This window comes from Micrococcus sp. Alg238-R198 (genome assembly GCF_900537135.1).
GTDB lineage: Bacteria > Actinomycetota > Actinomycetes > Actinomycetales > Micrococcaceae > Micrococcus > Micrococcus luteus.
In genome coordinates this window covers 356,508-381,619 of record NZ_UNRH01000001.1, presented here as the reverse complement: position 1 = coordinate 381,619, position 25,112 = coordinate 356,508, and the positions used below count along the sequence as shown (strand labels likewise).

21 protein-coding genes are annotated in these 25,112 nt (G+C 73.9%); 17 read left to right on the top strand and 4 right to left on the bottom strand.

Annotated elements, in window-relative coordinates; all coding sequences use genetic code 11:
* Positions 1 to 8 precede the first annotated feature (8 nt).
* Positions 9 to 1,286, bottom strand: coding sequence for a heparan-alpha-glucosaminide N-acetyltransferase domain-containing protein (locus G6R13_RS01720; RefSeq protein ID WP_036315011.1), 1,278 nt, complete (start codon positions 1,284 to 1,286; stop codon positions 9 to 11).
* 41 nt (positions 1,287 to 1,327) lie between these two features.
* Between G6R13_RS01720 and dapA the strand changes: the two genes are divergently transcribed.
* The 13 genes from dapA to dapF all read left to right on the top strand — a co-directional run bounded on the left by dapA (position 1,328) and on the right by dapF (position 16,284).
* Entirely contained in the window at positions 1,328 to 2,245 is a 918-nt protein-coding gene (gene dapA, locus G6R13_RS01715) for a 4-hydroxy-tetrahydrodipicolinate synthase (RefSeq protein ID WP_036315014.1), read from the top strand.
* A 14-nt stretch (positions 2,246 to 2,259) separates the two neighbouring features.
* A complete protein-coding gene (locus G6R13_RS01710; RefSeq protein ID WP_036315017.1) occupies positions 2,260 to 3,945 on the top strand; it encodes a ribonuclease J in 1,686 nt (561 codons plus the stop codon).
* Positions 3,946 to 3,999: 54 nt separating this feature from the next.
* A complete protein-coding gene (locus tag G6R13_RS01705; protein WP_123244238.1) occupies positions 4,000 to 7,173 on the top strand; it encodes a DNA translocase FtsK in 3,174 nt (1,057 codons plus the stop codon).
* Positions 7,170 to 7,784, top strand: a complete 615-nt coding sequence (locus tag G6R13_RS01700; RefSeq protein ID WP_044658592.1) for a CDP-alcohol phosphatidyltransferase family protein — start codon at positions 7,170 to 7,172, stop codon at positions 7,782 to 7,784. The genes G6R13_RS01705 and G6R13_RS01700 overlap by 4 nt, the downstream gene beginning before the upstream one ends.
* A gap of 10 nt (positions 7,785 to 7,794) precedes the next feature.
* A complete protein-coding gene (locus G6R13_RS01695) occupies positions 7,795 to 8,316 on the top strand; it encodes a nicotinamide-nucleotide amidohydrolase family protein (RefSeq protein ID WP_169577768.1) in 522 nt (173 codons plus the stop codon).
* Between the two features lie 80 nt (positions 8,317 to 8,396).
* On the top strand, positions 8,397 to 9,680 hold the full coding sequence (locus G6R13_RS01690; protein WP_123244239.1) for a hypothetical protein: 1,284 nt from the start codon (positions 8,397 to 8,399) through the stop codon (positions 9,678 to 9,680).
* Between the two features lie 106 nt (positions 9,681 to 9,786).
* The gene (locus G6R13_RS01685; protein WP_036315027.1) at positions 9,787 to 10,188 is read left to right on the top strand and encodes a helix-turn-helix transcriptional regulator; all 402 of its coding nucleotides are present in this window, start codon (positions 9,787 to 9,789) and stop codon (positions 10,186 to 10,188) included.
* A gap of 98 nt (positions 10,189 to 10,286) precedes the next feature.
* On the top strand, positions 10,287 to 10,505 hold the full coding sequence (locus G6R13_RS01680; protein WP_123244240.1) for a DUF3046 domain-containing protein: 219 nt from the start codon (positions 10,287 to 10,289) through the stop codon (positions 10,503 to 10,505).
* Positions 10,506 to 10,715: 210 nt separating this feature from the next.
* A complete protein-coding gene (recA, locus tag G6R13_RS01675; protein WP_041104259.1) occupies positions 10,716 to 11,780 on the top strand; it encodes a recombinase RecA in 1,065 nt (354 codons plus the stop codon).
* Complete coding sequence (locus tag G6R13_RS01670; protein ID WP_041104261.1) at positions 11,777 to 12,796, top strand: regulatory protein RecX; 1,020 nt, start codon at positions 11,777 to 11,779, stop codon at positions 12,794 to 12,796. The genes recA and G6R13_RS01670 overlap by 4 nt, the downstream gene beginning before the upstream one ends.
* Positions 12,797 to 12,835: 39 nt before the next feature.
* Positions 12,836 to 14,383, top strand: a complete 1,548-nt coding sequence (gene miaB, locus G6R13_RS01665; protein ID WP_123244241.1) for a tRNA (N6-isopentenyl adenosine(37)-C2)-methylthiotransferase MiaB — start codon at positions 12,836 to 12,838, stop codon at positions 14,381 to 14,383.
* Positions 14,383 to 15,321 carry a tRNA (adenosine(37)-N6)-dimethylallyltransferase MiaA gene (miaA, locus tag G6R13_RS01660; RefSeq protein ID WP_036336805.1) on the top strand — a complete coding sequence of 313 codons (939 nt, stop codon included), beginning with the start codon at positions 14,383 to 14,385 and terminating at the stop codon, positions 15,319 to 15,321. The genes miaB and miaA overlap by 1 nt, the downstream gene beginning before the upstream one ends.
* Positions 15,322 to 15,330: 9 nt before the next feature.
* Positions 15,331 to 16,284, top strand: coding sequence for a diaminopimelate epimerase (gene dapF, locus G6R13_RS01655; RefSeq protein WP_163720929.1), 954 nt, complete (start codon positions 15,331 to 15,333; stop codon positions 16,282 to 16,284).
* 57 nt (positions 16,285 to 16,341) lie between these two features.
* Here dapF and G6R13_RS01650 read toward each other — a convergent pair whose 3' ends face one another.
* Complete coding sequence (locus G6R13_RS01650) at positions 16,342 to 16,977, bottom strand: methyltransferase (RefSeq protein ID WP_163720927.1); 636 nt, start codon at positions 16,975 to 16,977, stop codon at positions 16,342 to 16,344.
* Positions 16,978 to 17,002: 25 nt separating this feature from the next.
* A complete protein-coding gene (locus tag G6R13_RS01645; protein WP_163720925.1) occupies positions 17,003 to 18,166 on the bottom strand; it encodes an NAD(P)-binding domain-containing protein in 1,164 nt (387 codons plus the stop codon).
* Between the two features lie 443 nt (positions 18,167 to 18,609).
* On the opposite strand from G6R13_RS01645, the gene hflX reads away from it, so the two are divergent.
* On the top strand, positions 18,610 to 20,250 hold the full coding sequence (gene hflX / locus G6R13_RS01640) for a GTPase HflX (RefSeq protein WP_060973584.1): 1,641 nt from the start codon (positions 18,610 to 18,612) through the stop codon (positions 20,248 to 20,250).
* Positions 20,247 to 22,346, top strand: coding sequence for an ATP-dependent DNA helicase (locus G6R13_RS01635; protein ID WP_060973583.1), 2,100 nt, complete (start codon positions 20,247 to 20,249; stop codon positions 22,344 to 22,346). The genes hflX and G6R13_RS01635 overlap by 4 nt, the downstream gene beginning before the upstream one ends.
* A 43-nt stretch (positions 22,347 to 22,389) precedes the next feature.
* On the opposite strand, the gene lexA is transcribed toward G6R13_RS01635, so the two are convergent.
* Entirely contained in the window at positions 22,390 to 23,106 is a 717-nt protein-coding gene (gene lexA / locus G6R13_RS01630) for a transcriptional repressor LexA (RefSeq protein WP_020628152.1), read from the bottom strand.
* Between the two features lie 291 nt (positions 23,107 to 23,397).
* On the opposite strand from lexA, the gene G6R13_RS01625 reads away from it, so the two are divergent.
* Entirely contained in the window at positions 23,398 to 23,772 is a 375-nt protein-coding gene (locus G6R13_RS01625; protein ID WP_020628151.1) for a LysM peptidoglycan-binding domain-containing protein, read from the top strand.
* Between the two features lie 43 nt (positions 23,773 to 23,815).
* Entirely contained in the window at positions 23,816 to 24,937 is a 1,122-nt protein-coding gene (locus G6R13_RS01620) for a histidinol-phosphate transaminase (RefSeq protein WP_060973582.1), read from the top strand.
* Positions 24,938 to 25,112 lie beyond the last annotated feature (175 nt).

Here is a 25,112-nt window from a genome sequence, read left to right as displayed (position 1 = left end):
CGCGTCGCTCAGCGCCCCCCGACGGCCCGTTCCCGTTCCTCACCCGCCCGGGAGAGCCGGGCCATCACGGCCTCGAGCGGACCCCGTCGGCCGCTGAGCTCGGCGGCCAGCCCGGCCGCGAGGCTCAGCACGACGAGGGCGGCGAGCAGCGCCCCGTCGGCCGGGTCGAGTCCGGTCGCGTCCACGAGCGCGAGCACCACGAGGTGCCCCACGTAGAGCGTGAGCGGGATGCGCCCCGCACCCACGAGCGGGCGCAGCGCGGCGTGCCCGACCAGCGGCCGGGCCAGCAGGCAGGCGCCCAGCACGGCGCAGGCCCAGCCCGCCGCAAGCACGGCGGCCACCACGGACCCGGAGTGCGGGGTCGGCAGGGCGAGCCACAGCGGATCCGGGATCAGCAGCGCGAGCCGCGGCTCGCCCGTGCGCAGCGTGAGCGCCGTCTCGACCGGGTCCGTGCCGATCGCCGCGGCGACCCGCCCGAGCGTGCCCGGGGCCCGCAGCACCGCCGCACCGACGACGCCGGCCGCCGCCCACGCCGTGGCCCCGCCGCCGAGGATCCCGGCGGCCACGTGGGGCCGGTCCAGCGGCAGCCGCCCCAGGGCCAGCCCCAGCACGAGGAACGCGCCCCAGGACAGGACGGGGTAGTAGCCCGTGACCGTCAGATCGGCCAGCAGCAGCCCGGGACGCAGCAGGTCCGCGGGGCCGGGGGAGAGCCAGAGCCGCCCGCCCACGAAGAACTCCTGACGGCCCAGGGCGGCCTGTGCGGCCGCGACCACCGCGAACACCAGCACAGGCCCGAGCACGAGCCACGTCCCCGCGATCACCCCCAGGGTGCGGGCGCGCAGGCCCAGCAGGGGCAGCGCGAGCAGGAAGAGCAGGGCGTAGTGGCACAGGATCACGGCCACGGGGACCCCGAGCGTCCCGCACGCGAGCCCGAGCACGAACAGCAGACCCGCGCGGCGGGCGATCCGGCGGCGCAGCGCCGCGCGCCGGATCCCCGTGGCCGGCGTCGCGCCCCCCGTGGACAGGGCCAGCCCGACCCCGGCCAACAGGACGAACAGCACCGAGGCGCGGCCGGCGAACCACAGGAACGCCGGGTGGGGTGCTCCGTCCGCCGTCACCGGGTCGACGACGTGGACGGTGATCATGCCGAGCAGGGCGATCCCGCGGGCCGCGTCGACGCCGGGCAGTCGGCGACGCGCGGGCCGGTCCGGGCGGACGGCGGCGGGGGGCGGGGCGGGACGCAGGGCGGGCTCCTCTCGGGTCGCCGCGCGTCGCGGAGGGGCCACGGACGGCGCGGGCCCCCAGTCTCGCAGGTAGGGTGGGGCCCATGAGTGCCGTCCGTTCCGCCGTCATCCCCTCCGAGCTGCTCTTCGGCACGGTCGTGCCCGCCATGGTCACCCCCATGACGGACGAGGGCGCCGTGGACCTCGAGGCGGCCGCCGCGCTGGCCGAGCACCTGGTGGACCGCGGGGCCGACGGCCTCGTGGTCACCGGCACCACCGGCGAGACCTCCACGCTCACGGACGACGAGAACGTGGCGATGTTCCGTACCGTCGTCGAGGCCGTGGGGGACCGCGCCAGGGTCGTGGCCGGCACCGGCACCAACGACACGGCGCACACCCTCGAGCTGTCGCGCCGCGCGGCCGAGACGGGCGTGGACGGGCTGCTGCTCGTCACCCCGTACTACAACAAGCCCAACCAGGCCGGCATCCGCGCGCACTTCGAGACCGTGGCCGACGGGGTGGACCTGCCGATCATGCTCTACGACATCCCGGGCCGCTCCGTGATGCCGATCGAGCCCGAGACGGTCATCGCGCTCGCGCAGCATCCCAACATCCGTGCGCTCAAGGACGCGAAGGGGGACCTGCAGTCCACCACCACCGTCCTGGCGCACACGGACCTCGACCTCTACTCCGGCGACGACGGCGCGACCCTGCCGCTCATGGCGCTCGGCGCCGTGGGGGTCGTCTCGGTGGCCGCGCACGCGGCCCCCGAGCTGTACCGCCAGCTCGTGGACGCCGTCCACGCCGGCGACCTGGCCGGTGCCCGTGATCACCACTTCGCGCTGGACCCCGTCCAGCGCGGCATCATGACCCATGTCCAGGGCGCGGTGGCCGCGAAGGCCGTCCTCGCCGCCCAGGGCGTCATCCCGTCCGCAGCCGTGCGGCTGCCCCTCGTCCAGGCCACGCCGGACGAGCTCTCCGTCATCCGAGCCGACCTCGCGGAGGCCGGCATCACCTTCTAGAAGGGACCCGTTCCATGACCGCAGGCACCCGCCTGTCCACCCCGCCCAAGCTCAAGCGGGGCACCTGCCGCATCGTCCAGCTGGGCGGCCTCGAGGAGGTCGGCCGCAACATGGTCACCTTCGAGATCGACGGCAAGATCCTCATCGTCGACTGCGGCGTCCTCTTCCCCGAGGAGCACCAGCCCGGCGTCGACCTGATCCTGCCGGACTTCGACTACATCCGGGACCGCGTGGACGACGTCGTCGGCATCGTCCTGACCCACGGCCACGAGGACCACATCGGCGCCGTGCCGTACCTGCTGCGCCTGCGCGACGACATCCCCGTGATCGGCTCCAAGCTGACCCTCGCCCTGATCGAGGCCAAGCTCGAGGAGCACCGGATCAAGCCGCGCACCCGCGTGGTCAAGGAAGACGACATCGTCGAGTTCGGCCCGTTCGAGTGCGAGTTCGTGGCCGTGAACCACTCGATCCCGGACGCGCTCGCCGTCGCCATCCACACGGACGCCGGCACCATCCTGCACACCGGCGACTTCAAGATGGACCAGCTGCCCCTCGACGGCCGCATCACGGACCTGCGCGCCTTCGCCCGTCTCGGCGAGGAGGGCGTGGACCTGTTCATGACCGACTCCACGAACGCCGAGGTGCCGGGGTTCACCACCACGGAGGCGGAGATCGGCCCCACCCTCGAGCGCTACTTCGCCACGGCGAAGCGCCGCATCGTGGTGGCCTCGTTCTCCTCCCACGTGCACCGCGTGCAGCAGGTCCTCGACGCCGCCCACAAGCACGGTCGCAAGGTGGCCTTCGGCGGGCGCTCCATGATCCGCAACATGACCATCGCGGCGAAGCTCGGCTACCTCAACGTGCCGAACGGGATCCTCGTGGACATCCGCAAGGTGGACAAGTACCGCGACGACGAGATCGTGCTCATGGTCACCGGCTCCCAGGGCGAGCCGATGGCGGCCCTGTCCCGGATGGCCAACGGCGACCACCAGGTGCAGCTGGCGGAGGGCGACCTCGTCGTGCTGGCCTCCTCGCTGATCCCGGGCAACGAGAACTCCGTGTTCCGCGTGATCAACGGGCTCATGAAGCTCGGCGCGACCGTGGTGCACAAGGGCATGGCCAAGGTGCACGTCTCCGGCCACGCCTCCGAGGGCGAGCTGCTGTACTGCTACAACATCGTCGAGCCCGAGTTCGTGATGCCGGTGCACGGCGAGACCCGCCACCTGATCGCCAACGGCCGGATCGCGGAGAAGACCGGCGTGCCGGCCGAGAACGTCATCCTGGCCGGCAACGGCACCGTGGTGGACATGACCGACGGCCTCGTGAAGGTCGTCGGCGAGGTGGAGTGCGGCTACGTGTACGTGGACGGCTCCTCCGTGGGCGAGATCTCCGACTCGGACCTCAAGGATCGCCGTGTCCTGGGCGAGGAGGGCTTCATCTCGATCATCACCGTGGTCAACCGGCAGACCGGCGCGATCGTGTCCGGCCCGGACGTCCACGCCCGCGGCGTCGCCGAGGACGAGAAGGTGTTCGAGGAAATCAAGCCGAAGATCGTCCGGGCGCTCGAGGAGGCCGTGCAGTCCAGCAAGGACCACACCGCCCACCAGCTCCAGCAGGTGGTCCGCCGGACCGTCGGCACGTGGGTCAACCGCAAGCTGCGCCGCCGCCCGATGATCATCCCGGTGGTCCTGGAGGCCTGACCCCTCCGGGTCGCCATGCCTGCCGTGTCCGCGGTTCGCGGTAGTTTGGTGGGCATGGCGACCCGTACTTCCCCCACGCGTTCGTCCTCCTCCTCCGCCACGTCCCGCTCCGGCTCCGCCGGACGCCGAGGCTCCGGACGGAAGGGGTCGACCGCGACCGTCCCCGAGGCCGACCTGCCCGCCGCGCCCCTGCGCGCCCTGCATACCCTGTGGATGGGGCTGGCCACGCCGGTCGGTGCCGGCTTCCGCAAGCTCGGCCCGGACGTGCGCATCGACCGCGAGGAACGCCGTGACGGCACCGGCCTGCTCCTGCTGCTGCTCGCCGCGCTGATCGCGGCCGTGGAGTGGTGGGGCCTGCGCGGCACCGCCATCGGCCGCGTGGTGCACGGGGTGGTGGGCGGCACCGTCGGGTGGTTCGCCCTCCTGGTGCCGATCGCCCTGCTCGTCGTGGCCGTGCGCTGCTTCCGCCACGCCACGGACCATCGCGCCAACGGGCGCATCATCATCGGCCTGCTCATGGCGACCGTCGCCGGCTCCGGCATCGCCCACCTCGTGGGCGGTGTGCCCTCGGCCGCCGAGGCCTTCGAGGACATGCTCGGCGCCGGGGGCATGGTCGGCTACCTGGCGACGGCGCCGCTGGCCTCCCTGCTGACACCCGTGCCCGTCTGGGTCCTCATGATCCTGTTGGCCTTCTTCTCGGTGCTCGTGCTCACCGCGACGCCCGTCGGCTCGATCCCGCAGCGGCTCGCGGGCGGCTACGACTGGCTCACGGGCCAGGACCCCGAGGGCGCCTCCGAGCGGCGGGCCGCCCGCCGCGACGAGCGGCGCCGGGCCCGTGAGGTGCGCCGCGAGGCCGAGGACCTCGCCACCCCGCTCTCCGTGGACGCGGAGACCGGGCGCACCCACCCGGACCACGACCAGTCCTACCTGGACGGACCGGCCGCCGGCGCCCACGCCGCCGGGGCCTCCCGCCCCGGCCTGCTCGCGCGCCTGTTCGGCGGGCGCCGGGCACGCGAGGATCAGGCCGCCGACGCCGCCCCGGAGCACACCGCCGGCACCGCCTACGACTCCCCGGTGATCCACGAGGCCGAGGCCGGCTCCCACGCCGCCCCCGAGGCCGAGACCACCCAGGTCCTGCCCCGACCCGCCCCGCGGCGGGCCGCTCGCGGAGAGCAGGGCGTGTTCGACGCCGAGCAGGCCGCCGCAGACGCGCGTGACCCGCGGGACGCGGACCAGGACGCCTCGGACGACTTCGACCCGTGGGTGGACGAGGACGACGCGCCCGAGGACGCGGACGCCGAGCCGCAGCCACCCGCCGGAGTGCGCCGGCCCACGGCCGCGGACCGTGCCCTCGAGCAGGTGCGCGAACACGCCCGCGCCCAGCGTGAGGCCGCCGCCCCGGCCGCCGCATCCCTGGAGGAGGACGCGGGGGAGGACACCCCGTTCGCCCTGGACGACGCCCCAGGTCAGGGCTCCGGGACCGCCGCGTCGTCCTCCGCCGTGCCCGCCAGCACCCCCGCGCCGGTGCCGCCGGTGACCGCCGAGCCGGCCCGCGGCACCCAGTCCCCGCTGGGCGGGGACGTATCCTACACGCTGCCGCAGTCGGCCCTGCTCCCTGCCGGCCCCCAGCCGAAGGAGCGCTCCGAGGCCAACGACCGGGTCGTCGCCGCCCTGACCACCACGTTCACCGAGTTCAAGGTGGACGCCCAGGTCACCGGGTTCTCCCGCGGGCCGACGGTGACGCGCTACGAGGTCGAGGTCGCCCCCGGCACCAAGGTGGAGAAGGTGACGGCGCTGGAGAAGAACATCGCGTACGCGGTGGCCTCCTCGGACGTCCGGATCCTCAGCCCCATCCCGGGCAAGCGCGCGATCGGCATCGAGATCCCCAACACGGACAAGGAGGTCGTGGCCCTCGGCGACGTCCTGCGCTCGCAGGCCGCCCAGCGCACCGACCACCCGATGGTGATGGGCGTCGGCAAGGACGTGGAGGGCGGCTACGTGGTGGCCAACCTGGCGAAGATGCCCCACATGCTCGTGGCGGGCGCCACCGGCGCCGGCAAGTCCTCGTTCGTGAACTCGATGATCACCTCGATCCTCATGCGCTCCACCCCGGACGAGGTGCGCATGGTGATGGTGGACCCCAAGCGCGTCGAGCTCACCGCGTACGAGGGAGTGCCCCACCTGGTCACCCCGATCATCACGAGCCCGAAGAAGGCGGCCGAGGCGCTGCAGTGGGTCGTCAAGGAGATGGACACCCGCTACGACGACCTCGCGGCGTTCGGCTACAAGCACGTGGACGACTTCAACAAGGCCGTCCGGGCCGGCCAGGTGAAGCTGCCGCCGGACTCCAAGCGCGTGCTGCGCCCATACCCGTACCTGTTGGTCATCGTGGATGAGCTCGCGGACCTGATGATGGTCGCCCCGCGCGACGTCGAGGACGCGATCGTGCGCATCACCCAGCTGGCCCGTGCGGCCGGCATCCACCTTGTTCTCGCCACGCAGCGGCCGTCCGTGGACGTGGTCACGGGCCTGATCAAGGCCAACGTGCCCTCCCGCATGGCGTTCGCGACGTCGTCGGTCACGGACTCCCGCGTGGTCCTGGACCAGCCCGGCGCGGAGAAGCTGCTCGGCCAGGGCGACGCCCTGTTCCTGCCGATGGGCAAGTCCAAGCCCATGCGCGTGCAGGGGGCGTGGGTCAACGAGTCCGAGATCCACGCCGTCGTGGAGCACGTGAAGTCGCAGATGCAGGTCCAGTACCGCGCGGACGTGATCCCCGAGAAGACCGAGAAGGTCATCGACGAGGACATCGGCGACGACCTGGACCTGCTCCTGCAGGCCGTCGAACTCGTGGTCACCACGCAGTTCGGCTCCACGTCCATGCTGCAGCGTAAGCTGCGGGTGGGCTTCGCGAAGGCCGGCCGCCTCATGGACCTCATGGAGTCCCGCGGCGTCGTGGGCCCCTCCGAGGGCTCCAAGGCCCGCGACGTGCTGGTCAAGCCCGACGACCTCGCGGACGTGCTCGCCACCATCTCCGGAGACACCCCGCCCTCGGCCACCTCCGGCGACGGCGACGCCTCGGCCGGAACCGGCGACGGCGACGCCTCGGCGTCGGCCGCTCCGCGCGACCTGGTGCAGGAGGACCTGGACTCGCGCCCGGCCGCCGTGGACTGGAACGACGAGGACGATGATGAGGGATCGGAGGACGCGTGGCAGCTGACGGGCAGATGAGCGCGGCTGGCGGGGCGCAGCGCGTGTCCGCCTGGAACCTGCCGAACATCCTGACCTCGGTGCGCATCCTGATGGTGCCCTTCTTCGCCTGGGCGCTGTGGGTCGGCGGGCCGTGGGGCGGCGACTCGCTCGTCGCCCGGTGGCTCGCGCTGGCGCTGTTCGCGGCGGCCATGTACACCGACAAGCTCGACGGGGACATCGCCCGCGCCCGCGGGTTGATCACCGACTTCGGCAAGATCGCGGACCCCATCGCGGACAAGCTGCTCACGGGCACGGCCCTCGTGCTGTTCTCCCTGCTGGGGGAGCTGTGGTGGTGGGTGACCATCGTGATCCTGGTGCGCGAATGGGGCATCACCCTGATGCGCTTCGTGGTGATCCGCTACGGCGTGATGCCGGCCGGCCGCGGCGGCAAGCTCAAGACCGTGCTGCAGACCGTGGGCATCGGCCTGCTGCTCCTGCCCTTGGCCCCGGTCGTGGGCGGCTGGTGGCCGTGGGCCGGCTGGGTGGTCATCGGGGCCGCCACCGTGCTGACGGTGCTGACCGGTCTGGAGTACGTCAAGGACGCGTGGGTCCTGCGGCGGGACGCCCTCGCCGCCCAGCGGGGGGCCTGAGGCGATGACCATGGCAGGCGCCCAGGACGTGGTGCACGCGCTCGCGCACGCGGGCCGCACGGTGGCGACGGGGGAGTCCCTCACCGCCGGCCTGCTGGCCGCGCGCCTGGCCGACGTCCCCGGGGCGTCGGCCGTGCTGCACGGTGGCGTGGTGGCCTACCAGAACGCCGTGAAGACCGGCCTGCTGGGTGTGCCCGAGGACCTGCTCACGCGGGTCGGGGCGGTGGACGCGGACGTGGCCCGACGGATGGCCCTCGGCGCCCGCGCGGCCCTGGGCGCCGACGTCGGCGTGGCCACCACGGGCGTCGCCGGGCCCGAGCCCCACCAGGGCCGGCCGGTGGGCACCGTGTGGCTCGGCCTGGCCGTGCCCGACGCGGACGCGAACGCGTTGGACGTGCTCGGCGGCGAGCGCGACGGCGCGGCCACCGCGATCCTCCTCCGGCTCGACGGCGACCGGGCCGCGATCCGGGAGGCCACCGTCGCCGCGGCGCTGCAGGCCCTGACGCACCTGCTCGCCGGCCCCGGCCACTGAGGCTGCATGGGGGCGCCGACCGACCCGACTCGGCGCCCCGTCCCTGGTGCCGGCCCGACCCGGCGCGTAGGTTCGGCGCGATGGAGACCGCATCGCCTCCCACCCCGCCCGAGCATGCACCGCAGGACGGCGACGACGCCCCGGGCCCCCGCGTCATCGGCCTCGTGGCCGACCCGGGCACCCCGTGGGCCCTCGTGCGCCGCATCGCCGGGGACGTCGAGGACCGGCTCGACGAACGCCTGCCGCAGCCCGGCGGCTGGCGGGTCGAGACACGGCAGGAGTCGCTGCCGGTCGGTGCGACCGGGGGCATGGTCCTGGAGGAGCCGGTCCGCTCACTCGCGGACGGGCAGGGATGGGACACGGTGGTCGCCGTCGTCGACCTGCCCCGGTTCGACGACCGGCGCGGCGTGGTGGCGGACGTCGTGCCGCAGCTGCGGGTCGGCGTCGTGTGCGTCCCGGCGCTGGGGGTCATCACCCCGGCCCGCCGGCTGCGGGAGACGGTGCTGCGGATCGTCGAGCACATCGACACCGCCCCCCACGTGGACCCGCCGGACGGGGAGCTGGACGTGCAGTCCTCCGACGAGTCCGGCGAGGTGGAGGAGGACGACGACCGGTCCCCGACGGACGAGCCCCCTGAGCCCGACACGGACGCACTGCGGGGCATCGCCCCCCTGGTCGACGTCGACGCGGACGTGACCACGACCACCCGGATGGGCGGCGGGTCCCGGCGCACGTCCACGGTGTACGTGAAGGGCTGGACGGGCACGCTGCGTCTGCTGGCCGGGATGGTGATGGCCAACCGGCCGCTGCTCATGCCGCGGGACATGACGTTCACGATCGCCTCGGCCAGCGCGGCCGGTGCCTACGGCGTGTTCTTCGGCTCCATCTGGGTGCTCTCCAGCGTGATGTCCCCGGGGCGGCTCGCGGCGGTCAGCGTGCTGTCCGTCGTGCTGCTGGTGGCGTGGCTGGTCACCACGAACGGTCTGTGGACGCATGGTGCGGCCCACCGGCACAGCTCGCGGCTGGACAACCTCTCCACCGTGCTCACCGTGGGCCTGGCCTGCACCGTCGTCTACGTGCTGCTCTTCGTGACGCTGCTGCTGGTCGCGCTCATGATCATCCCCGTGGAGTATCTGGGGGAGGAGCTCGACCAGCCCAGCGGCGTGGGCGACTACGTCCGGCTCGTGTGGCTCGCGGCGTCGATGGGCACGATGGCCGGGGCCGTCGGCTCGAGCCTGGACGACTCCGACCGCATCCGGAACGCCACGTACTCCCTGCGGGAACGGCATCGGCGCTCGGAGCGGCACGGGGGCGACGGGGCCGCGGAACGCCCGAGGGAGGGGGAGGCCGTGCCTCGGGAATGAACGCGACCCCGCCCGACGTTGAATGTAATGAGTCAAGAAGAGTGCCTCGCGGGATCAGGCCCGCGGCCCGGTGCCTTCAGGAAAAGTCCAGGAGCAGGCGATAGACATGATGCGACATCCCGTCCATTCCCACGGAATCACGCGCTGGGTCGATGACCAGCCCCGTCCCCGCGCGGCCGCCCCCGACATCAAGGAGCGCAGCATGCCCCTCCTCCGCCACGAGATCGGCGACGTCCTGCGCGACGTCCGGCAGCTCCAGGGCCGCACCCTGCGCGAGGTCTCGCACGATGCCCGTGTCTCGCTCGGCTACCTGTCGGAGGTGGAGCGCGGCCAGAAGGAGGCCTCCTCCGAGCTGCTGGCCTCGATCTGCCAGGCGCTGGACATCCCGCTGTCCTACCTGCTGCGGGAGGTCTCGGACCGGCTCGTGGAGCAGGAGGGCATGGTCGTCCCGGACACCCTGCCGGACGACCTCACGGACCCCAGCCTGGGCTCGCTGGCCGGCCGCTGACCCCGCCACACCCACGGCGCGGGCGCCCCGTCTCGGGGCGCCCGCGCCGTCTGCGTCCCCGTCCCTGACCCCGCGACCGACCACAGAGAGGACCGCCCGTGCGCGAGAGCGAGTTCCGCTGGCTGATGGACGAGGAGTTCGGCCCCGCCCGGGCCGGCCTCGTGGCCGACTCCCTGCACCTGCCCGGCCTGGACACCACCGCGACGGCGGCGCTCGCCGCCGGCGTGGACCCGCGGCGGGTCTGGCTGGCGGTCTGCGACCTGCATGAGATCCCGCAGGAGCGGCGTCTCGGTCGGGACGTGCCGCCGAAACGCTGACGCCGCGACGCGCTGGCGGGGCACTGCCCCTGTTCGAACACGTGTTCGAAGAATGCGGTAGAGTCCTGCACAGCAGTGCGACGGGGTGATCTCGTGCACAGGCGGGGCCGGCCACGCTTATCGTGTCCGCCGCCCCCCGTAGATTCACGGACATGACCGAGGCGGGCGCTCCAGCGTCCGCGGCAGCACCACCAGAGCTAGGGGTGAAGGATGAGCAAGGTGACGGATCGCGAGAAGGCCCTCGAGGCCGCTCTCGCCCAGATCGACAAGCAGTTCGGCAAGGGTTCCGTCATGCGGCTGGGGGACCAGACCCAGGCACCCGTCGAGGTCATCCCCACGGGCTCGGTGGCCATGGACGTGGCCCTGGGCATCGGCGGCCTGCCGCGCGGCCGCGTGGTGGAGATCTACGGCCCGGAGTCCTCGGGCAAGACCACCCTGGCCCTGCACGCGGTGGCCAACGCGCAGCGCAACGGCGGCATCGCGGCCTTCATCGACGCGGAGCACGCCCTGGACCCGGTCTACGCCCGCCAGCTCGGGGTGGACACGGACGCCCTGCTGGTCAGCCAGCCGGACACCGGCGAGCAGGCCCTGGAGATCATGGACATGCTCGTCTCCTCGGGCACCCTGGACATCGTCGTCATCGACTCCGTGGCCGCGCTGACCCCGCGCGCCGAGATCGAGGGCGAGATGGGCGACTCCCACGTCGGCCTGCAGGCCCGCCTCATGTCCCAGGCGCTGCGCAAGGTGACCGGCCGCCTGCACCAGACCAAGACCACGGCCATCTTCATCAACCAGCTGCGCGAGAAGATCGGCGTGTTCTTCGGCTCCCCGGAGACCACCACGGGCGGCAAGGCGCTCAAGTTCTATGCGTCCGTGCGCATCGACGTCCGCCGCATCGAGACCCTCAAGGAGGCCGGCAACCCCGTCGGCAACCGCACCCGCGTGAAGATCGTCAAGAACAAGATGGCCCCGCCCTTCAAGCAGGCCGAGTTCGACATCCTCTACGGGGTCGGCATCTCCCGCGAGGGCGGCCTGATCGACATGGGTGTCGAGGAGGGCATCGTCAAGAAGTCCGGCGCGTGGTTCACCTATGACGGGGACCAGCTCGGGCAGGGCAAGGAGAACGCCCGTCGCTTCCTCAAGGACAACCCGGACCTCGCCAACGAGATCGAGGAGCGCATCCTCACGAAGCTCGGCATCGGCGTGGCCCCGGAGGCCGAGGACGACGAGGCCCCGGCCCTGACCGCGGTTCCGGGGGACACCGCGGCCGGATGACCCGATCGCGCCGGAACGTCGGAGGCGGGGCCGCCCACCGGTCGGAGACGACCGGCCGGAGCGGCTCCGCTCCCGGTGCGTCCGCGTTCGACGACGCCCGGGACTCGGACGTGGGCCGGATGTGGCTCGATCTGGCCGGCGCACCGGAGCCGACGTCGTCCGACGCGGACGCCACGGAGGCCGCGCGGAACGCCGTGCCCGCGCACGATGCCGGGACCCCCGCGGGGGACGTCCCGGATCCCGCCCCCGGCGTGGCACCGGATCTCGGGGCCCTGCTGACTCGCGCGAGCGACCTGCCCAGCCCCGCGCCCGGCGCCGGGCCCCGGACGCTGCCCTGGTCCGGGCGCGAGGACACCCGGGAGGACACCGAGCGCCGGGGCCGGAAGCGGGCCACCACCACGCCCTCGCGGCGTGGCCGCCCGCGCGACGAGGGCCGCCCGGCCGTGGATCCCCGCCCCGCCGTCGAGACCGACCGCCCCCGACGTCGCCCCGGCCCGGCGCCCCTGCCCACCGCACCGCGTGAGCGCGAGGAGGCCGCACGCGAGGTCGTCCTGCGCCAGCTCGCCCTGGGCCCCCGCTCCCGCGGCCAGCTCGAACGCAAGCTCGCCGAGCGCCAGGCCGAGCCCGAGCTGATCGAGCGCGTCCTCGACCGCTTCGAGGAGGTGCGCCTCGTGGATGACGCCGCCTTCGCCGAGGTCTGGGTCCGCAGCCGTCACCGAAGCAAGGGCCTGGCGCGCCGTGCCCTCGGGCACGAGCTCCAGCAGAAGGGCGTGGACCGGGAGATCGCCGCCGAGGCGCTGGAGGCCATCGACGGCGAGGACGAACGGGCCGCCGCCCTCGACCTCGTGCGCCGACGGCTGCGGGGCCGCACCGTCCCCGGCGGTGCCTCGCCGGAGGCCCGGGCTGAGCGGGACAAGGTGACCCGCCGCCTCGTCGGCATGCTGGGACGCAAGGGCTACGGCGGCGGCCTCGCGTTCGCCGTCGTGAAGGAGGTCCTCGCCGAGCACGAGGAGTGAGCGGATCCGGGCCGCGCCCGGAGTTCCTAGAATGGTGCGGTGACTCTGACGGACCCCACCCCCCGCACCACCCCGCTCGCGCAGGACGGCGCCGCCGCGCGCCCGCACGAGGGTCTGACCTATGAGGTCCGCACCTTCGGCTGCCAGATGAACGTGCACGACTCCGAGCGCATCTCCGGCCTGCTCGAGTCCACCGGCTACGCCCCGGTCGCCGAGGACGCCCAGGCCGACCTCGTGGTCTTCAACACGTGCGCGGTCCGCGAGAACGCGGACAACCGCCTGTACGGCAACCTCGGCAACCTGCGCGCGGTGAAGGACGCGCACCCGGGCATGCAGATCGCCGTCGGCGGGTGCCTCGCCCAGAAGGACCAGGCCGCCATCCAGCGCAGGGCCCCGTGGGTGGACGTCGTCTTCGGCACCCACAACATCGGCTCCCTGCCCGTGCTGCTGGAGCGCTCGCGCCACAACGCCGAGGCCGAGATCGAGATCCTCGAGTCGCTCGAGGTGTTCCCCTCCACCCTGCCCACCAAGCGGGACTCCACGCACTCCGGCTGGGTGTCCATCTCTGTGGGCTGCAACAACACGTGCACGTTCTGCATCGTCCCGTCGCTGCGCGGCAAGGAGAAGGACCGCCGCCCCGGGGAGATCCTCGCCGAGGTGCAGGCGCTCGTCGACGCCGGCGCCGTCGAGGTCACGCTGCTGGGCCAGAACGTGAACACCTACGGCGTCGAGTTCGGCGACCGCGGCGCGTTCGCCAACCTGCTGCGCGCGTGCGGGGAGATCGAGGGCCTCGAACGCGTCCGCTTCACCAGCCCCCACCCGGCCGCGTTCACGGACGACGTCATCGACGCGATGGCCGAGACCCCCAACGTCATGCCGCAGCTGCACATGCCCCTGCAGTCGGGCTCGGACAAGGTGCTCAAGGACATGCGCCGCTCCTACCGGTCCGCGAAGTTCCTGCGGATCCTGGAGAAGGTGCGCGAGCGCATCCCGCACGCCGCCATCACCACGGACATCATCGTCGGCTTCCCCGGGGAGACCGAGGAGGACTTCGCCGAGACGATGCGGGTGGTCGAGGCCTCCCGCTTCTCTTCCGCGTTCACCTTCCAGTACTCCATCCGCCCGGGGACCCCGGCCGGGGAGATGGACCACCAGGTGCCCAAGGCCGTCGTCCAGGAGCGCTTCGAGCGCCTCGTGGCCCTGCAGGACCGGATCTCGGCCGAGGAGATGGCCACGCTCGTCGGCACCCGCCAGGAGCTGCTCGTCACCGCCGACTCCGGCTCCAAGGCCGCGGAGCGCGGCCGCCTGCCCGGGCGCGCACCCGACAACCGGCTCGTGCACTTCTCCGTGCCCGCCGGCGCCGAGACCCCCCGCCCCGGCGACTTCGTCACCGTGACGGTCACCGAGGCCCACCCGTTCTTCGCCGTCGCCGACCCGACCGCACAGGACTACGTCCTGCGCCGCTCCCGGGCCGGCGACGCGTGGGACCGCGCCCAGGCCGAGTCGTGCGGCGCGCCCGCCCCCGGCACGGCGGGCGGCTCCGGGGCCACGAGCCTCGGCATGCCGACCCTGCGCCCGCGGTCCTGATGTCCGCCGCCGCGGCCCGGCCGCCCGTCGTCGCCGTCGTCGGGGCGACGGCGACGGGCAAGTCCGCCCTCGCCGTCGCCCTGGCGCACGCGCTGGACGGCGAGGTGGTCAACGGCGACGCCCTGCAGTTCTACCGGGGGATGGACGTGGGCACGGCGAAGGTCACCCAGGCTGAACGCGAGGGCGTCCCGCACCATCAGCTGGACGTGCTCGACGTCGGCCAGGAGGCCTCGGTGGCGGCCTTCCAGTCCGCGGCCCGCGACCTGTTCGACCAGATCCGCGCGCGGGGTCGGACCCCGATCCTCGTGGGTGGCTCCGGGCTGTACGTGCGGGCGGCGCTGGACGTGCTCGAGTTCCCGCCCACGGACCCGGCGCTGCGGGCCGAGCTGGAGGCGCGCGCGCAGCGGGAGGGCCTGGCCGGGCTGAGGGCCGAGCTGGCCGCCCTGGACCCGGTCTCGGCGGAGCGGCTGCAGGACGCCCGCCGCATCGTGCGCGCGCTGGAGGTGTGCCGGCTGACGGGCCGCCCGTTCTCCGCGTTCATGCCGGAGCGCACGTACGCCCCGGAGGTCGCCCCCGTGGTGCAGCTCGGCCTGCGCCTGGACCGGGCCGAGCTGCACCGGCGGATCGCGGCCCGGGTGGAGCGCATGCTGGCCGAGGGCCTGCTGGACGAGGTCCGCCGCCTTGACGTCCCCGGGCCGGACGGGCTGCGGCAGGGACCGACCGCGTCCCGCGCGATCGGCTACGCCCAGATGCTCGCCGTCCTCGACGGCGAGCTCACCGAGGCGGAGGCGGCCGAGCAGACCGTCGTGGCCACGCGCCGGTTCGCCCGACGCCAGGAGACCTGGTTCCGGGCCGACCCGCGCGTCGTCTGGCTCGACGCGCAGGGCGAGGACGTCGTGGCGGAGGCGCTCGCCGTCGTCGCCGGGGGCGCCACCTAGACTGGGCCCATGACCGAGCAGCCCGCGGCGCCCGCCGCCCAGGACCCCCTCCACGCGAGCGCGCCGCGCGTGCCGTTCACGAAGGGCCATGGCACGGGCAACGACTTCGTGCTGATCGCCGACCCGGACGGCAACACGCAGCTCGACGCCCAGCGCGTCGCACGGCTGGCTGACCGGCACCGGGGGATCGGCGCCGACGGCGTCATCCGCGCCGTGCGCTCGGCACGCCTGCCGGAGGGTGAGGCGCTGCTCGCCGAGCACCCCGAGGCCGAGTGGTTCATGGACTACCGCAACGGCGACGGCTCGATCGCCGAGATGTGCGGCAACGGGGTGCGCGTCTTCGTGCACTTCCTGGTCGAGAAGGGCCTCGTGGACCTGGCCCCCGGCCGGGCGATCACCATCGGCACGCGCGCCGGCGTGAAGGCCGTGACCCGGCTCGAGCACGGCTACGCGATCGACATGGGCCCCTGGTCGTACCTCAACCCCGAGCTGGCGGAGGAGGCGGCGTCGGACTCGATGGTCCTCGCCCACGGCCTCACCGATCCGCGTCCGGCGCTGAGCGTCTCGATGGGCAACCCCCACACCGTGGTCCCGCTGGCCTCCTTCGCCGACCTGCAGGGCCTGGACCTGGGCCGCGCCCCCGAGGTGGACCCCGCCCCGCCGCACGGCACGAACGTCGAGTTCGTGGCCGCGCACGAGCCGCTCGTGCGCGAGGGCGTCGGCCGCGTGCGGATGCGCGTGCACGAGCGCGGGGTGGGCGAGACCCAGTCCTGCGGGACGGGCGCGTGCGCGGCGGCGGTGGCGATGCGCGCGTGGTCGGGCGACCAGGGCTCGGACTCGTGGCTCGTCGAGGTGCCCGGTGGCGTGCTGGCCGTGGACGTCGTGCCGGGCCCGGAGGGGGCCGAGCACGTGGTCCTCTCGGGCCCGGCCGAGCTCGTCTTCGACGGCGAACTCACCGCCTGACCGCTTTCGTTCGGGAAACGGCGGGCCACGAACCGCTGTCGTTCGGGAAACGGCGCCTCAGCGCGCCCGCGCCACCCGCAGGATCCGGAAGCCCTTGACGCTGTCCGCCCGCTCGGCGGTGAACCGGCCGGGCGCGCGCTCCTCGAGCATCCGGCCGATCCACGGCAGCAGCGAGTCCGCGCCCAGGTTCTTCTGCACCACCAGCCAGGCCTCGCCGCCGGGGGCCAGGCGTGGCAGCCACCGCTCCAGCAGGGCGTGCAGCGCCGGCTTGCCGATCCGGATGGGCGGGTTGGACCAGATGAGGTCGAACTCCGCGCCCTCGGGGACGTCCTCCGGCCGCAGTGCCACGACATTGCCGAGGCCCAGCGCCGCGGCGTTGTCGCGGGTCAGCTGCAGGGAGCGGTCGTTGACCTCGACGGCGGTCACCTCCGCCTCGGGCGACCGCATTGCCAGCGTGAGGGCGATCGGTCCCCAGCCCGCGCCGACGTCGAGGAACCGGCCCGTCGCCGGCGGCGCGGGCACGGCCGAGAACAGGGCCGCGGTGCCCTTGTCGAGACCGTCCGGGGAGAAGATCCCGTTGGCCGTCTGGACCTCGACGTCGCGGCCGGCCAGGCGGGTCCGCAGGGTGCGGCGCCGCTCGGGCGCGGAGGGGTCGGCGTCGAAGTAGTGGGATGCGGAGCTCACGGCGACCATGGTAGCCAGCGGGTCGTCGCGGCCCTCAGCCCGACGCCGGCCCGGCCAGGTCCGCGAGGATCGCGCGCACGGCGTCGCGCCCGGCGCGGTTGGCCCCGACCGTGGACTGGGAGGGCCCGTAGCCGAGGAGGAACAGGCCCGGCTCGTCCAGGGCGCGCCCGCCCGCCACGCGGATGCCGCCGGCGGGCGTGCGCAGCCGCAGCGGAGCGAGGTGCCGGATCGCCGGCCGGAAGCCGGTGGCCCAGAGGATCACGTTCGACGGTTCGAACGAGCCGTCGGGCATCCGCACCCCGTCCGGCTCGACGGCCGTGAACATGGGGTGGCGCACCAGCGCGCCTCGTGTCTCGGCCTCGCGCACCCAGGACGAGCGGTGCATCCCGGTCGCCTCGACCACGGAGCCCGGCGGCAGGCCCGCACGGGTCCGTTCGTCCACCCCGCGCACCGACTCGGCCAGGGCGCCGGGCGCGGCCGAGTCCTGCCACTGCGGCTCGCGGCGGGTCACCCACAGGGTGTCCGCGACCGTGGAGATCTCGGCCAGCAGCTGCGTCGCCGAGACGCCCATGCCCACGATCACCACCCGCTGCCCGGCGAACTCGTCCTTGGACACGTAGTCATGGGTGTGCAGCTGCCGGCCGCGGAACGAGCGCATCCCGGGCACCGAGGGCCACCGCGGGGACGTCCAGGTGCCGGTCGCGTTGACCACGAAGTCCGCCCGCCACGTGCCCGGCGCCCCGTCCGTACGGACGAAGAACCCGCGCGCACGTCCCGGCTCGCCGATCCGCTCGACGCGCCTCACACGCACGGGCCGCCGGATCGGGAGGGCGAACCGTGCCTCGTAGTCCGCGAAGTAGGCCGGCAGCAGGGCGTTGGCGCGCGCGGCCGGGTCGGCCGGCGGCACCGGGTCGCCGGGCAGCTCGTGGATGTGGTTGACGGTGGCCATCGTGAGCGAGTCCCAGCGGTGCTGCCACGCCCCGCCCGGGGCGGTCTCCGCGTCGAGCACCACGAACGTGCCGGGGGCGTCCTCGGGGACGCCGGCGGCGCCGTCGTCGTTCGGACCCAGCCCCACGAAGCCGCGGCGGCGCAGGTGGTAGGCGGCGGACAGCCCCGCCTGGCCCGCGCCGATCACGACGACGGTCGCCCGGCCCGTCCGGCCGGGCTGCGGCGGGGCGGGGGAGGGGGACGCGGTCATGCCCGCAGGATACGTGGGCGTCGTCGGCGGACCGGGCGTCGGGGCCCCTGTCGCCCACGCGCGCCGCCCGGTATACTCGACGCTCATGTGGATGTTCCTGCGCTGACGCCCCCGCGTCACTGCCCGCCCCCGCCCCTCGCGCGCCCGCCTCGGATGAGGCCGTCGAGCGCGCCCCGGCACCTGATGGAGATCCCACCATGGACGATGTGGTCCGCCCCTGCACGCCCGCCGACGAGACCTCGTGGCTGCGGTGCCGCGTGCTCACCTTCCTCCCGCGAACGGAGCCGCCGCGAGATCGTCGCAGCGCGGCGCCGACCTCCGCCTAACCGGCCGTGCGCGTCACCCGCCACGTCCGCCCCCTGCGGACAGCCGCCTAACGCGTCCGCCGACCCCTCTACCCTGAGACGATCGGGTCGCCCGACCGCGGCGGCCCAGAGGAGACCATGACTGAGAAGAACCAGCACACCCCCGGCCCCCAGGGCGCCCACGGCTCCGAGGACGAGATCCAGGCCGTGATCGACCGCATCCTGGGCGCCGATGACGCTCGCCGCGCCTCCGAGCGCGAGGCGACCGGGCGCGGCTCCGCGGACAGTGTGGTCGCGGACCACGAGGACGCCCCCGACGCCGGCACCCCGGACCGCTCCGGCGCGCTCGCGGGCCGTGCACTCGCCCTGGACGAGGGCGAGGACGGGCACACGGACGCCGACGGTGACCAGGACGAGCTCGCCGCGCGCCACTCCCTCAAGCGCGTGCAGGGCCTGTCCACCGAGCTCGAAGACATGACCGAGGTCGAGTACCGTCAGCTGCGCCTGGAGCGCGTGGTGCTGGCGGGCGTCTGGACCGAGGGGTCCGCGGAGGACGCGGAGAACTCCCTGCGGGAGCTGGCCGCGCTCGCCGAGACCGCGGGCTCGGAGGTGCTCGACGGCGTCATCCAGCGCCGCGCCACCCCGGACCCGGCCACGTTCCTCGGCAAGGGCAAGGCGCAGGAGCTCGCCGAGATCGTGGCGCTCTCCGGTGCGGACACCGTGGTGGTGGACTCCGAGCTCACCCCGTCCCAGCGTCGCGCGCTGGAGGATGTGGTGCGGGTGAAGGTGATCGACCGGACCGCGCTGATCCTGGACATCTTCGCCCAGCACGCGAGTTCGCGTGAGGGCCGCGCCCAGGTCGAGCTCGCGCAGCTCGAGTACCTGCTGCCGCGCCTGCGCGGCTGGGGCGAGTCCATGTCCCGGCAGGCCGGCGGCCGTGCCGCCGCCGGCGAGGGCATCGGCTCCCGTGGCCCCGGTGAGACCAAGATCGAGCTGGACCGCCGCCGCATCCGCACCCGCATGGCGAAGCTGCGTCGGGACATCGCCGGGATGAAGCCGGCCCGCGAGGCCAAGCGCGCCAACCGTCGTCGCAACCGGGTGCCGTCCGTGGCGATCGCCGGGTACACCAACGCCGGGAAGTCCTCCCTGCTCAACCGCCTCACCCACGCCGGGGTGCTCGTGGAGAACGCCCTGTTCGCCACGCTGGACCCCACCGTGCGCAAGGCCATGACGCCGGACGGCATCGGCTACACCCTCTCGGACACGGTCGGCTTCGTGCGGAACCTGCCCACGCAGCTGGTCGAGGCGTTCCGCTCCACCCTCGAGGAGGTCGCGGACGCGGACGTCATCCTGCACGTCGTGGACGGCTCGCACCCGGACCCCGAGGGCCAGATCGCCGCGGTGCGCTCCGTGTTCGCGGAGGTGCACGCGCACCGGATCCCCGAGATCATCGTGCTGAACAAGGCGGACGCCGCGGACCCGGCCGTCATCGCCCGGATCCGGGCCAAGGAGCCCCACGCCGTGGTGGTCTCGGCGCGCACCGGCGAGGGCATCGACGAGCTCGAGCGCGCCATCGCGGCCACCATCCCGCGGCCGGACGTGCGGCTCGAACTGCTGATCCCGTTCACCCGGGGTGAGCTGGTCTCCCGCCTCCACTCGGCGGACGCGGAGATCCTGGCCGAGGGGTACGAGGAGGGCGGCACCCGCCTGTCCGTGCTGGTCCGTGAGGACATCGCGCCGGACTTCGCCGAGTTCGTCGTGGAGGCGGACGCGTTGTGAGCGGCGGGGCGGAGGAAGTCGGGGCAGGCGGCGCGCAGCCCCGCACGGAGCACGAGCGCGAGGCACTGCGCCTGCTGGACGCCGCGGTGCAGGCCACCGGCGGCCAGCACCGCGCGGGCCAGCGGGAGATGGTGCTGCAGGTGGCGCGCGCCCTCGAGTCGCGCCGCCACCTGCTCGTGCAGGCCGGCACCGGCACCGGCAAGTCCCTCGCCTACCTCATCCCCGCGCTCCAGCACGCGATGACGCAGGAGGACCCCGTCGTCGTCGCCACGGCCACGCTCGCCCTGCAGGCCCAGATCATGAAGCGGGACGCCCCCCGGCTGGTCGAGGCGCTCAAGGACGAGCTGCCTCGCGAGCCCGTCGTCGCCCTGGTCAAGGGCCGCTCCAACTACCTCTGTCGCCACAAGGTGGACGGCGGCTACCCCGGGGATGAGGGCGAGGAGGCCCTCTTCACGGTCGCCGACGACGGCGGGGTGATCGGCTCCGCCACGGACGGCGCCGCCGGGCCCTCCTCCCTGTTGGGCAAGGAGGTCATGTACCTGCGGGCGTGGGCGGACCAGACCGAGACCGGGGACCGCGACGACCTCGAGGTCCCCGTCACCGACCGCGCGTGGCGGCAGGTCTCCGTCACCGCGGTCGACTGCCTCGGCGCGTCCCGCTGCCCCCAGGCCGAGGAGTGCTTCTCCGAGCGTGCCCGCGCGGACGCGGCGGACGCGGACGTCGTGGTCACCAACCACGCGATGCTCGCCATCAGCGCCTTCGAGGGGCTCGCGGTGCTGCCGGCGTACTCGGCCGTCGTCGTGGACGAGGCCCACGAGCTGCAGGACCGGGTGACCGGTGCGGTCACCGGGCAGCTGTCCGGGTCGATCGTGCACGGCGCGGCCACCTCGCTGCGCCGCCACACCACGGTGGCCGTGGAGGACCTGATCGAGGCCGGGGCGGCCCTGGACCGCGCGTTCACGGACACCCCGTCCGGCCTGATCGCCGCGGGCCCGGACGAGGTGCAGGAGCAGGCCCTCACCGGCGTCCTCACCGCCGCGCGTCAGTGCCTGTCCGACCTCGGCCAGGACAAGGACAAGGAGGCCGACGCCGACGGCGGACGGCAGATGGCGCGCTCGCGGATCCTCGAGGTCCTCGAGGTGGTGGAGCGCATGCTCGCGGCCCGGCCCGAGGCCGACTTCCCCGAGGTGCTGTGGGCCACCCGCCCCGGCCACTTCGAGCCCGGCGTGGGCTGGCAGCCGGGGGACGAGACCGACCCGCCCCAGCTCTACGTGGCCCCGCTCTCGGTGGCCGGCAAGCTGCGGGAGGGCCTGTTCGGCAAGGCGACGACGGTGCTCACCTCCGCCACGCTCACCGTGGGCTCGGGGGAGCGCCGGTTCGACTCGGTGGCCGGCGACGTGGGCCTGGCCGGCCCGGACGCCCCGAAGTTCGAGGCCCTCGACGTCGGCAGCCCCTTCGACTACCCGCGTCAGGGGGTGCTCTACGTGGCCCGGCACCTGCCCCGGCCCGGCCGGACGGCCTCGCCCGAGTCCCTGGATGAGCTCGAGGCGCTCCTGAGGGCGTCGCGGGGCGGGGCCCTCGGCCTGTTCTCCTCGCGCCGGGCGGCCGAGGACGCCGCCGCCGAGATGCGCCGTCGGCTCGGGCCGAAGACCACGATCCTGTGCCAGGGGGACGCGACCCTCTCCGCCCTCGTGCGCCAGTTCTCCGAGGAGCCGGACACGTCCCTGTTCGGGACCATGAGCCTGTGGCAGGGCGTGGACGTGCCGGGGAACTCGCTGCGGCTCGTGGTGATCGACCGCATCCCGTTCCCGCGGCCGGACGACCCGCTCTCCCAGGCCCGCACCCGGGACGTCGCCCGGCACGGCGGCAACGGGTTCATGCGGATCTCCGCCACGCATGCGGCCGTGCGCATGGCCCAGGGCGCCGGGCGCCTCGTGCGCTCCGTGACGGACCGCGGCGTGGTGGCCGTGCTGGACCCCCGCCTGGCCACCGAGCGGTACGGCGGCTACATCACGAGCGCCCTGCCGGACTTCTGGCGCACCACGGACCGCGACGTCGTCCGCGGGGTGCTGGCACGGCTCGCCTCGGGCGATTGACCTCGCTCGGCCTCGGGCCGTCGGCCCGGCCGGAGGGAGCGGGTCAGAGCGAACGCAGGACCGTGACGACCCGCCCCATCACGGTGGCGTGATCGCCGAGGATGGGCTCGTAGGCCGTGTTCTGGGGGAGGAGCCAGGTGTGCCCGTCGCGGCGGCGGAAGGTCTTCACGGTGGCCTCGTCGTCGAGGAGGGCCGCGACGATGTCGCCATTCTCCGCCGTGTCCTGCCGGCGCACCACCACCCAGTCGCCGTCGCAGATCGCGGCGTCCACCATCGAGTCGCCCGTGACGCGCAGCATGAACAGCTCGCCCTCGCCCGTGAGGCGTCGCGGGATCGCCATGACGTCCTCGACCTGCTGCTCAGCCAGGACCGGGCCGCCCGCCGCGATGCGGCCGACCCAGGGGACCGGCACGCTGTCCGCCTCGTCTGCGCCGGTGTGCCACGCGGGGATCGCGGAGACCCGCGACGACGGCGCAGCGGTGGGGGAGGCGGCCTCGCCCAGCGGGGTGCCGTCCACGTCGAGCAGCACCTCGAGGGCACGCGGGCGTCCGGGGTCGCGCCGGATGTAGCCGTGCCGCTCGAGACGGCCCAGCTGGTGCGTGACGGAGGAGAGCGAGGCCAGGCCCGCGGCGTCGCCGATCTCGCGCATGGAGGGCGGGTAGCCGTGGTCGGCGATCGCGTCCCGGATGGTCTGCACGATCCGCCGCTGGCGGTCGGTGAGCGGCGCGCGCGCCGCCGGCTGATCGTCGGTGGTGCTCATGGCTGCCGTCCGTTCTCCCGGGGTGATGGTGGCCGGACTCGTGTTCCGGCGTCCGGCTGCCGTCCGGACGCTTACCGTGTCCGCCCCCGCTGGTTGCCTGTGTCTTGGCGGTCCCGGGGCGTTCCGGGGCGTCCGTGCATGGCCTCGAGCCTAGAGGAGAGCCGCCTCTCCTTCAAAGATATGTTCGATCTCGTCGTGGCATGTCTCGAACACCTGTGCTAGAAAGGCATTCGAACGGATTCGAACACATGTTCGATCACCTGGAGGGCATCCGCCCCGGAGGAGGACACCATGACGCTCACCACCGCCCAGTTCGCCGGCTCGCCCGCGACGGCGCGGCCGCGTCCGGCCACCATCCGTCTGACCCGCCGCGGCCGCCTCGTGCTGCGGGGGATCCCCGTGATCGCCGCGGCCGTGGCCGCCACGCTGGCGGCCGCCTTCTTCCTGGGTGTGCTGCTGTCGCCCGCCGCGGTGTCCGCGGACACCGCGGGGCCCGCCACCCAGTCCGTCACGGTCATGCCCGGGGACAGCCTGTGGACCATCGCCACCACGGTGGCTCCGGAGGCGGACGTCTACGAGGTGATCGCCACGATCGACGAGCTCAACGGGCTCGAGGGCCGGGCCCCCGCGCCGGGCGAGGAGCTGTTCGTCCCGGCCACGCGGTGACGCACGGCGGGCCTCGCCCTCCACGCTTCCTAGACTGGCGGCCATGACCGACCTCAGCTCTCTGCCCCTGCGTGAGAACCTCCGCGGCCTGAGCCCCTACGGCGCCCCCCAGCTGGACGTGCCGTACATGCTCAACACCAACGAGAACACGCATCCGGTGCCGGAGGAGGTCGCCGCCGCCATCGCCGAGCGGGTCGCGGCCGTCGCCGGGGGGCTGAACCGCTACCCGGACCGCGAGTTCACGGGGCTGCGACGTGCGCTCGCCGGCTACCTCGGCCACGGCCTCACGGCGGACCACGTGTGGGCCGGCAACGGCTCCAACGAGATCCTGCAGCAGATCCTCCAGGCCTTCGGCGGCCCCGGGCGGACACTGCTGAGCTTCCTGCCCTCGTACTCCATGTACCCGCTGCTGGCCGGCGGCACGGACACCGTGTTCGTGGACGGCGGCCGTGCCGAAGACCACACCCTCAGCGCCGAGCACGCGGCGGCCATGGTGCGGGAGCACCGTCCGCACGTCGTCTTCCTGGCCTCGCCCAACAACCCGACGGGCACCGCCCTGGACCTGGCGACCATCGAGGCCGTGTACGCCGCGCAGGCGCAGAACGAGGCCGCCGGCGGGCCCGGCGCCATGGTCGTCGTGGACGAGGCCTACGCGGAGTTCGCCCTCGCCGGCACCCGCTCCGCCCTCACCCTCCTGCCCGGCCGTGAGCGGCTGATCGTCACGCGCACCATGTCCAAGGCGTTCGCCCTGGCCGGCGCGCGCCTGGGCTACCTGGCCGCGGACCCCGCCGTCGCCGACGCCCTGCGCCTGGTGCGCCTGCCGTACCACCTCTCCGCGGTCACGCAGGCCACGGCGGAGGCCGCCCTCGATCACGTGGACGCGCTGCTGCGCACCGTGGAGGACATCAAGGCCCAGCGCGACCGCATCGTCTCCACCCTGCGCGGCCTGGGACTGAGGCCCTCGGTGTCCGACTCGAACTTCGTCTTCTTCGGTCACCTCGAGGACGCGTCCGACGTGTGGCGCCGCCTGCTCGACCGCGGCGTCCTCGTGCGGGACGTCGGCATCCCGCACCACCTGCGCGTCACCGCCGGCACCGAGGCGGAGACGACGGCGTTCCTCACCGCTCTCGCGGAGGTCCTCGGCGAGACCGGGGACCGGTCCTGAGGCGTCACCGGAGTCTCGGCGTCCGCCCGGCTCCCTAGGATAGGGACAGCGCGCGCGGCGCCCCGGCCCGCCGGCACCGGCCGCGCGCACCCGCATCCCCCCGCACCCGTCCCGGACCGGTGCGGACCCAGCCCGAGGAGGACCCGTGGCAGCCGAGTTGATCTCCGGACGCCGT

Coding starts and splice junctions, on each gene's coding strand:
- dapA (WP_036315014.1), top strand. CDS start 1,328: ATGAGTGCCGTCCGTTCCGCCGTCATCCCCTCCGAGCTGCTCTTCGGC.
- G6R13_RS01710 (WP_036315017.1), top strand. CDS start 2,260: ATGACCGCAGGCACCCGCCTGTCCACCCCGCCCAAGCTCAAGCGGGGC.
- G6R13_RS01705 (WP_123244238.1), top strand. CDS start 4,000: ATGGCGACCCGTACTTCCCCCACGCGTTCGTCCTCCTCCTCCGCCACG.
- G6R13_RS01700 (WP_044658592.1), top strand. CDS start 7,170: ATGAGCGCGGCTGGCGGGGCGCAGCGCGTGTCCGCCTGGAACCTGCCG.
- G6R13_RS01695 (WP_169577768.1), top strand. CDS start 7,795: ATGGCAGGCGCCCAGGACGTGGTGCACGCGCTCGCGCACGCGGGCCGC.
- G6R13_RS01690 (WP_123244239.1), top strand. CDS start 8,397: ATGGAGACCGCATCGCCTCCCACCCCGCCCGAGCATGCACCGCAGGAC.
- G6R13_RS01685 (WP_036315027.1), top strand. CDS start 9,787: ATGATGCGACATCCCGTCCATTCCCACGGAATCACGCGCTGGGTCGAT.
- recA (WP_041104259.1), top strand. CDS start 10,716: ATGAGCAAGGTGACGGATCGCGAGAAGGCCCTCGAGGCCGCTCTCGCC.
- G6R13_RS01670 (WP_041104261.1), top strand. CDS start 11,777: ATGACCCGATCGCGCCGGAACGTCGGAGGCGGGGCCGCCCACCGGTCG.
- miaA (WP_036336805.1), top strand. CDS start 14,383: ATGTCCGCCGCCGCGGCCCGGCCGCCCGTCGTCGCCGTCGTCGGGGCG.
- dapF (WP_163720929.1), top strand. CDS start 15,331: ATGACCGAGCAGCCCGCGGCGCCCGCCGCCCAGGACCCCCTCCACGCG.
- G6R13_RS01650 (WP_163720927.1), bottom strand. CDS start 16,977: ATGGTCGCCGTGAGCTCCGCATCCCACTACTTCGACGCCGACCCCTCC.
- G6R13_RS01645 (WP_163720925.1), bottom strand. CDS start 18,166: ATGACCGCGTCCCCCTCCCCCGCCCCGCCGCAGCCCGGCCGGACGGGC.
- hflX (WP_060973584.1), top strand. CDS start 18,610: ATGACTGAGAAGAACCAGCACACCCCCGGCCCCCAGGGCGCCCACGGC.
- lexA (WP_020628152.1), bottom strand. CDS start 23,106: ATGAGCACCACCGACGATCAGCCGGCGGCGCGCGCGCCGCTCACCGAC.
- G6R13_RS01625 (WP_020628151.1), top strand. CDS start 23,398: ATGACGCTCACCACCGCCCAGTTCGCCGGCTCGCCCGCGACGGCGCGG.
- G6R13_RS01620 (WP_060973582.1), top strand. CDS start 23,816: ATGACCGACCTCAGCTCTCTGCCCCTGCGTGAGAACCTCCGCGGCCTG.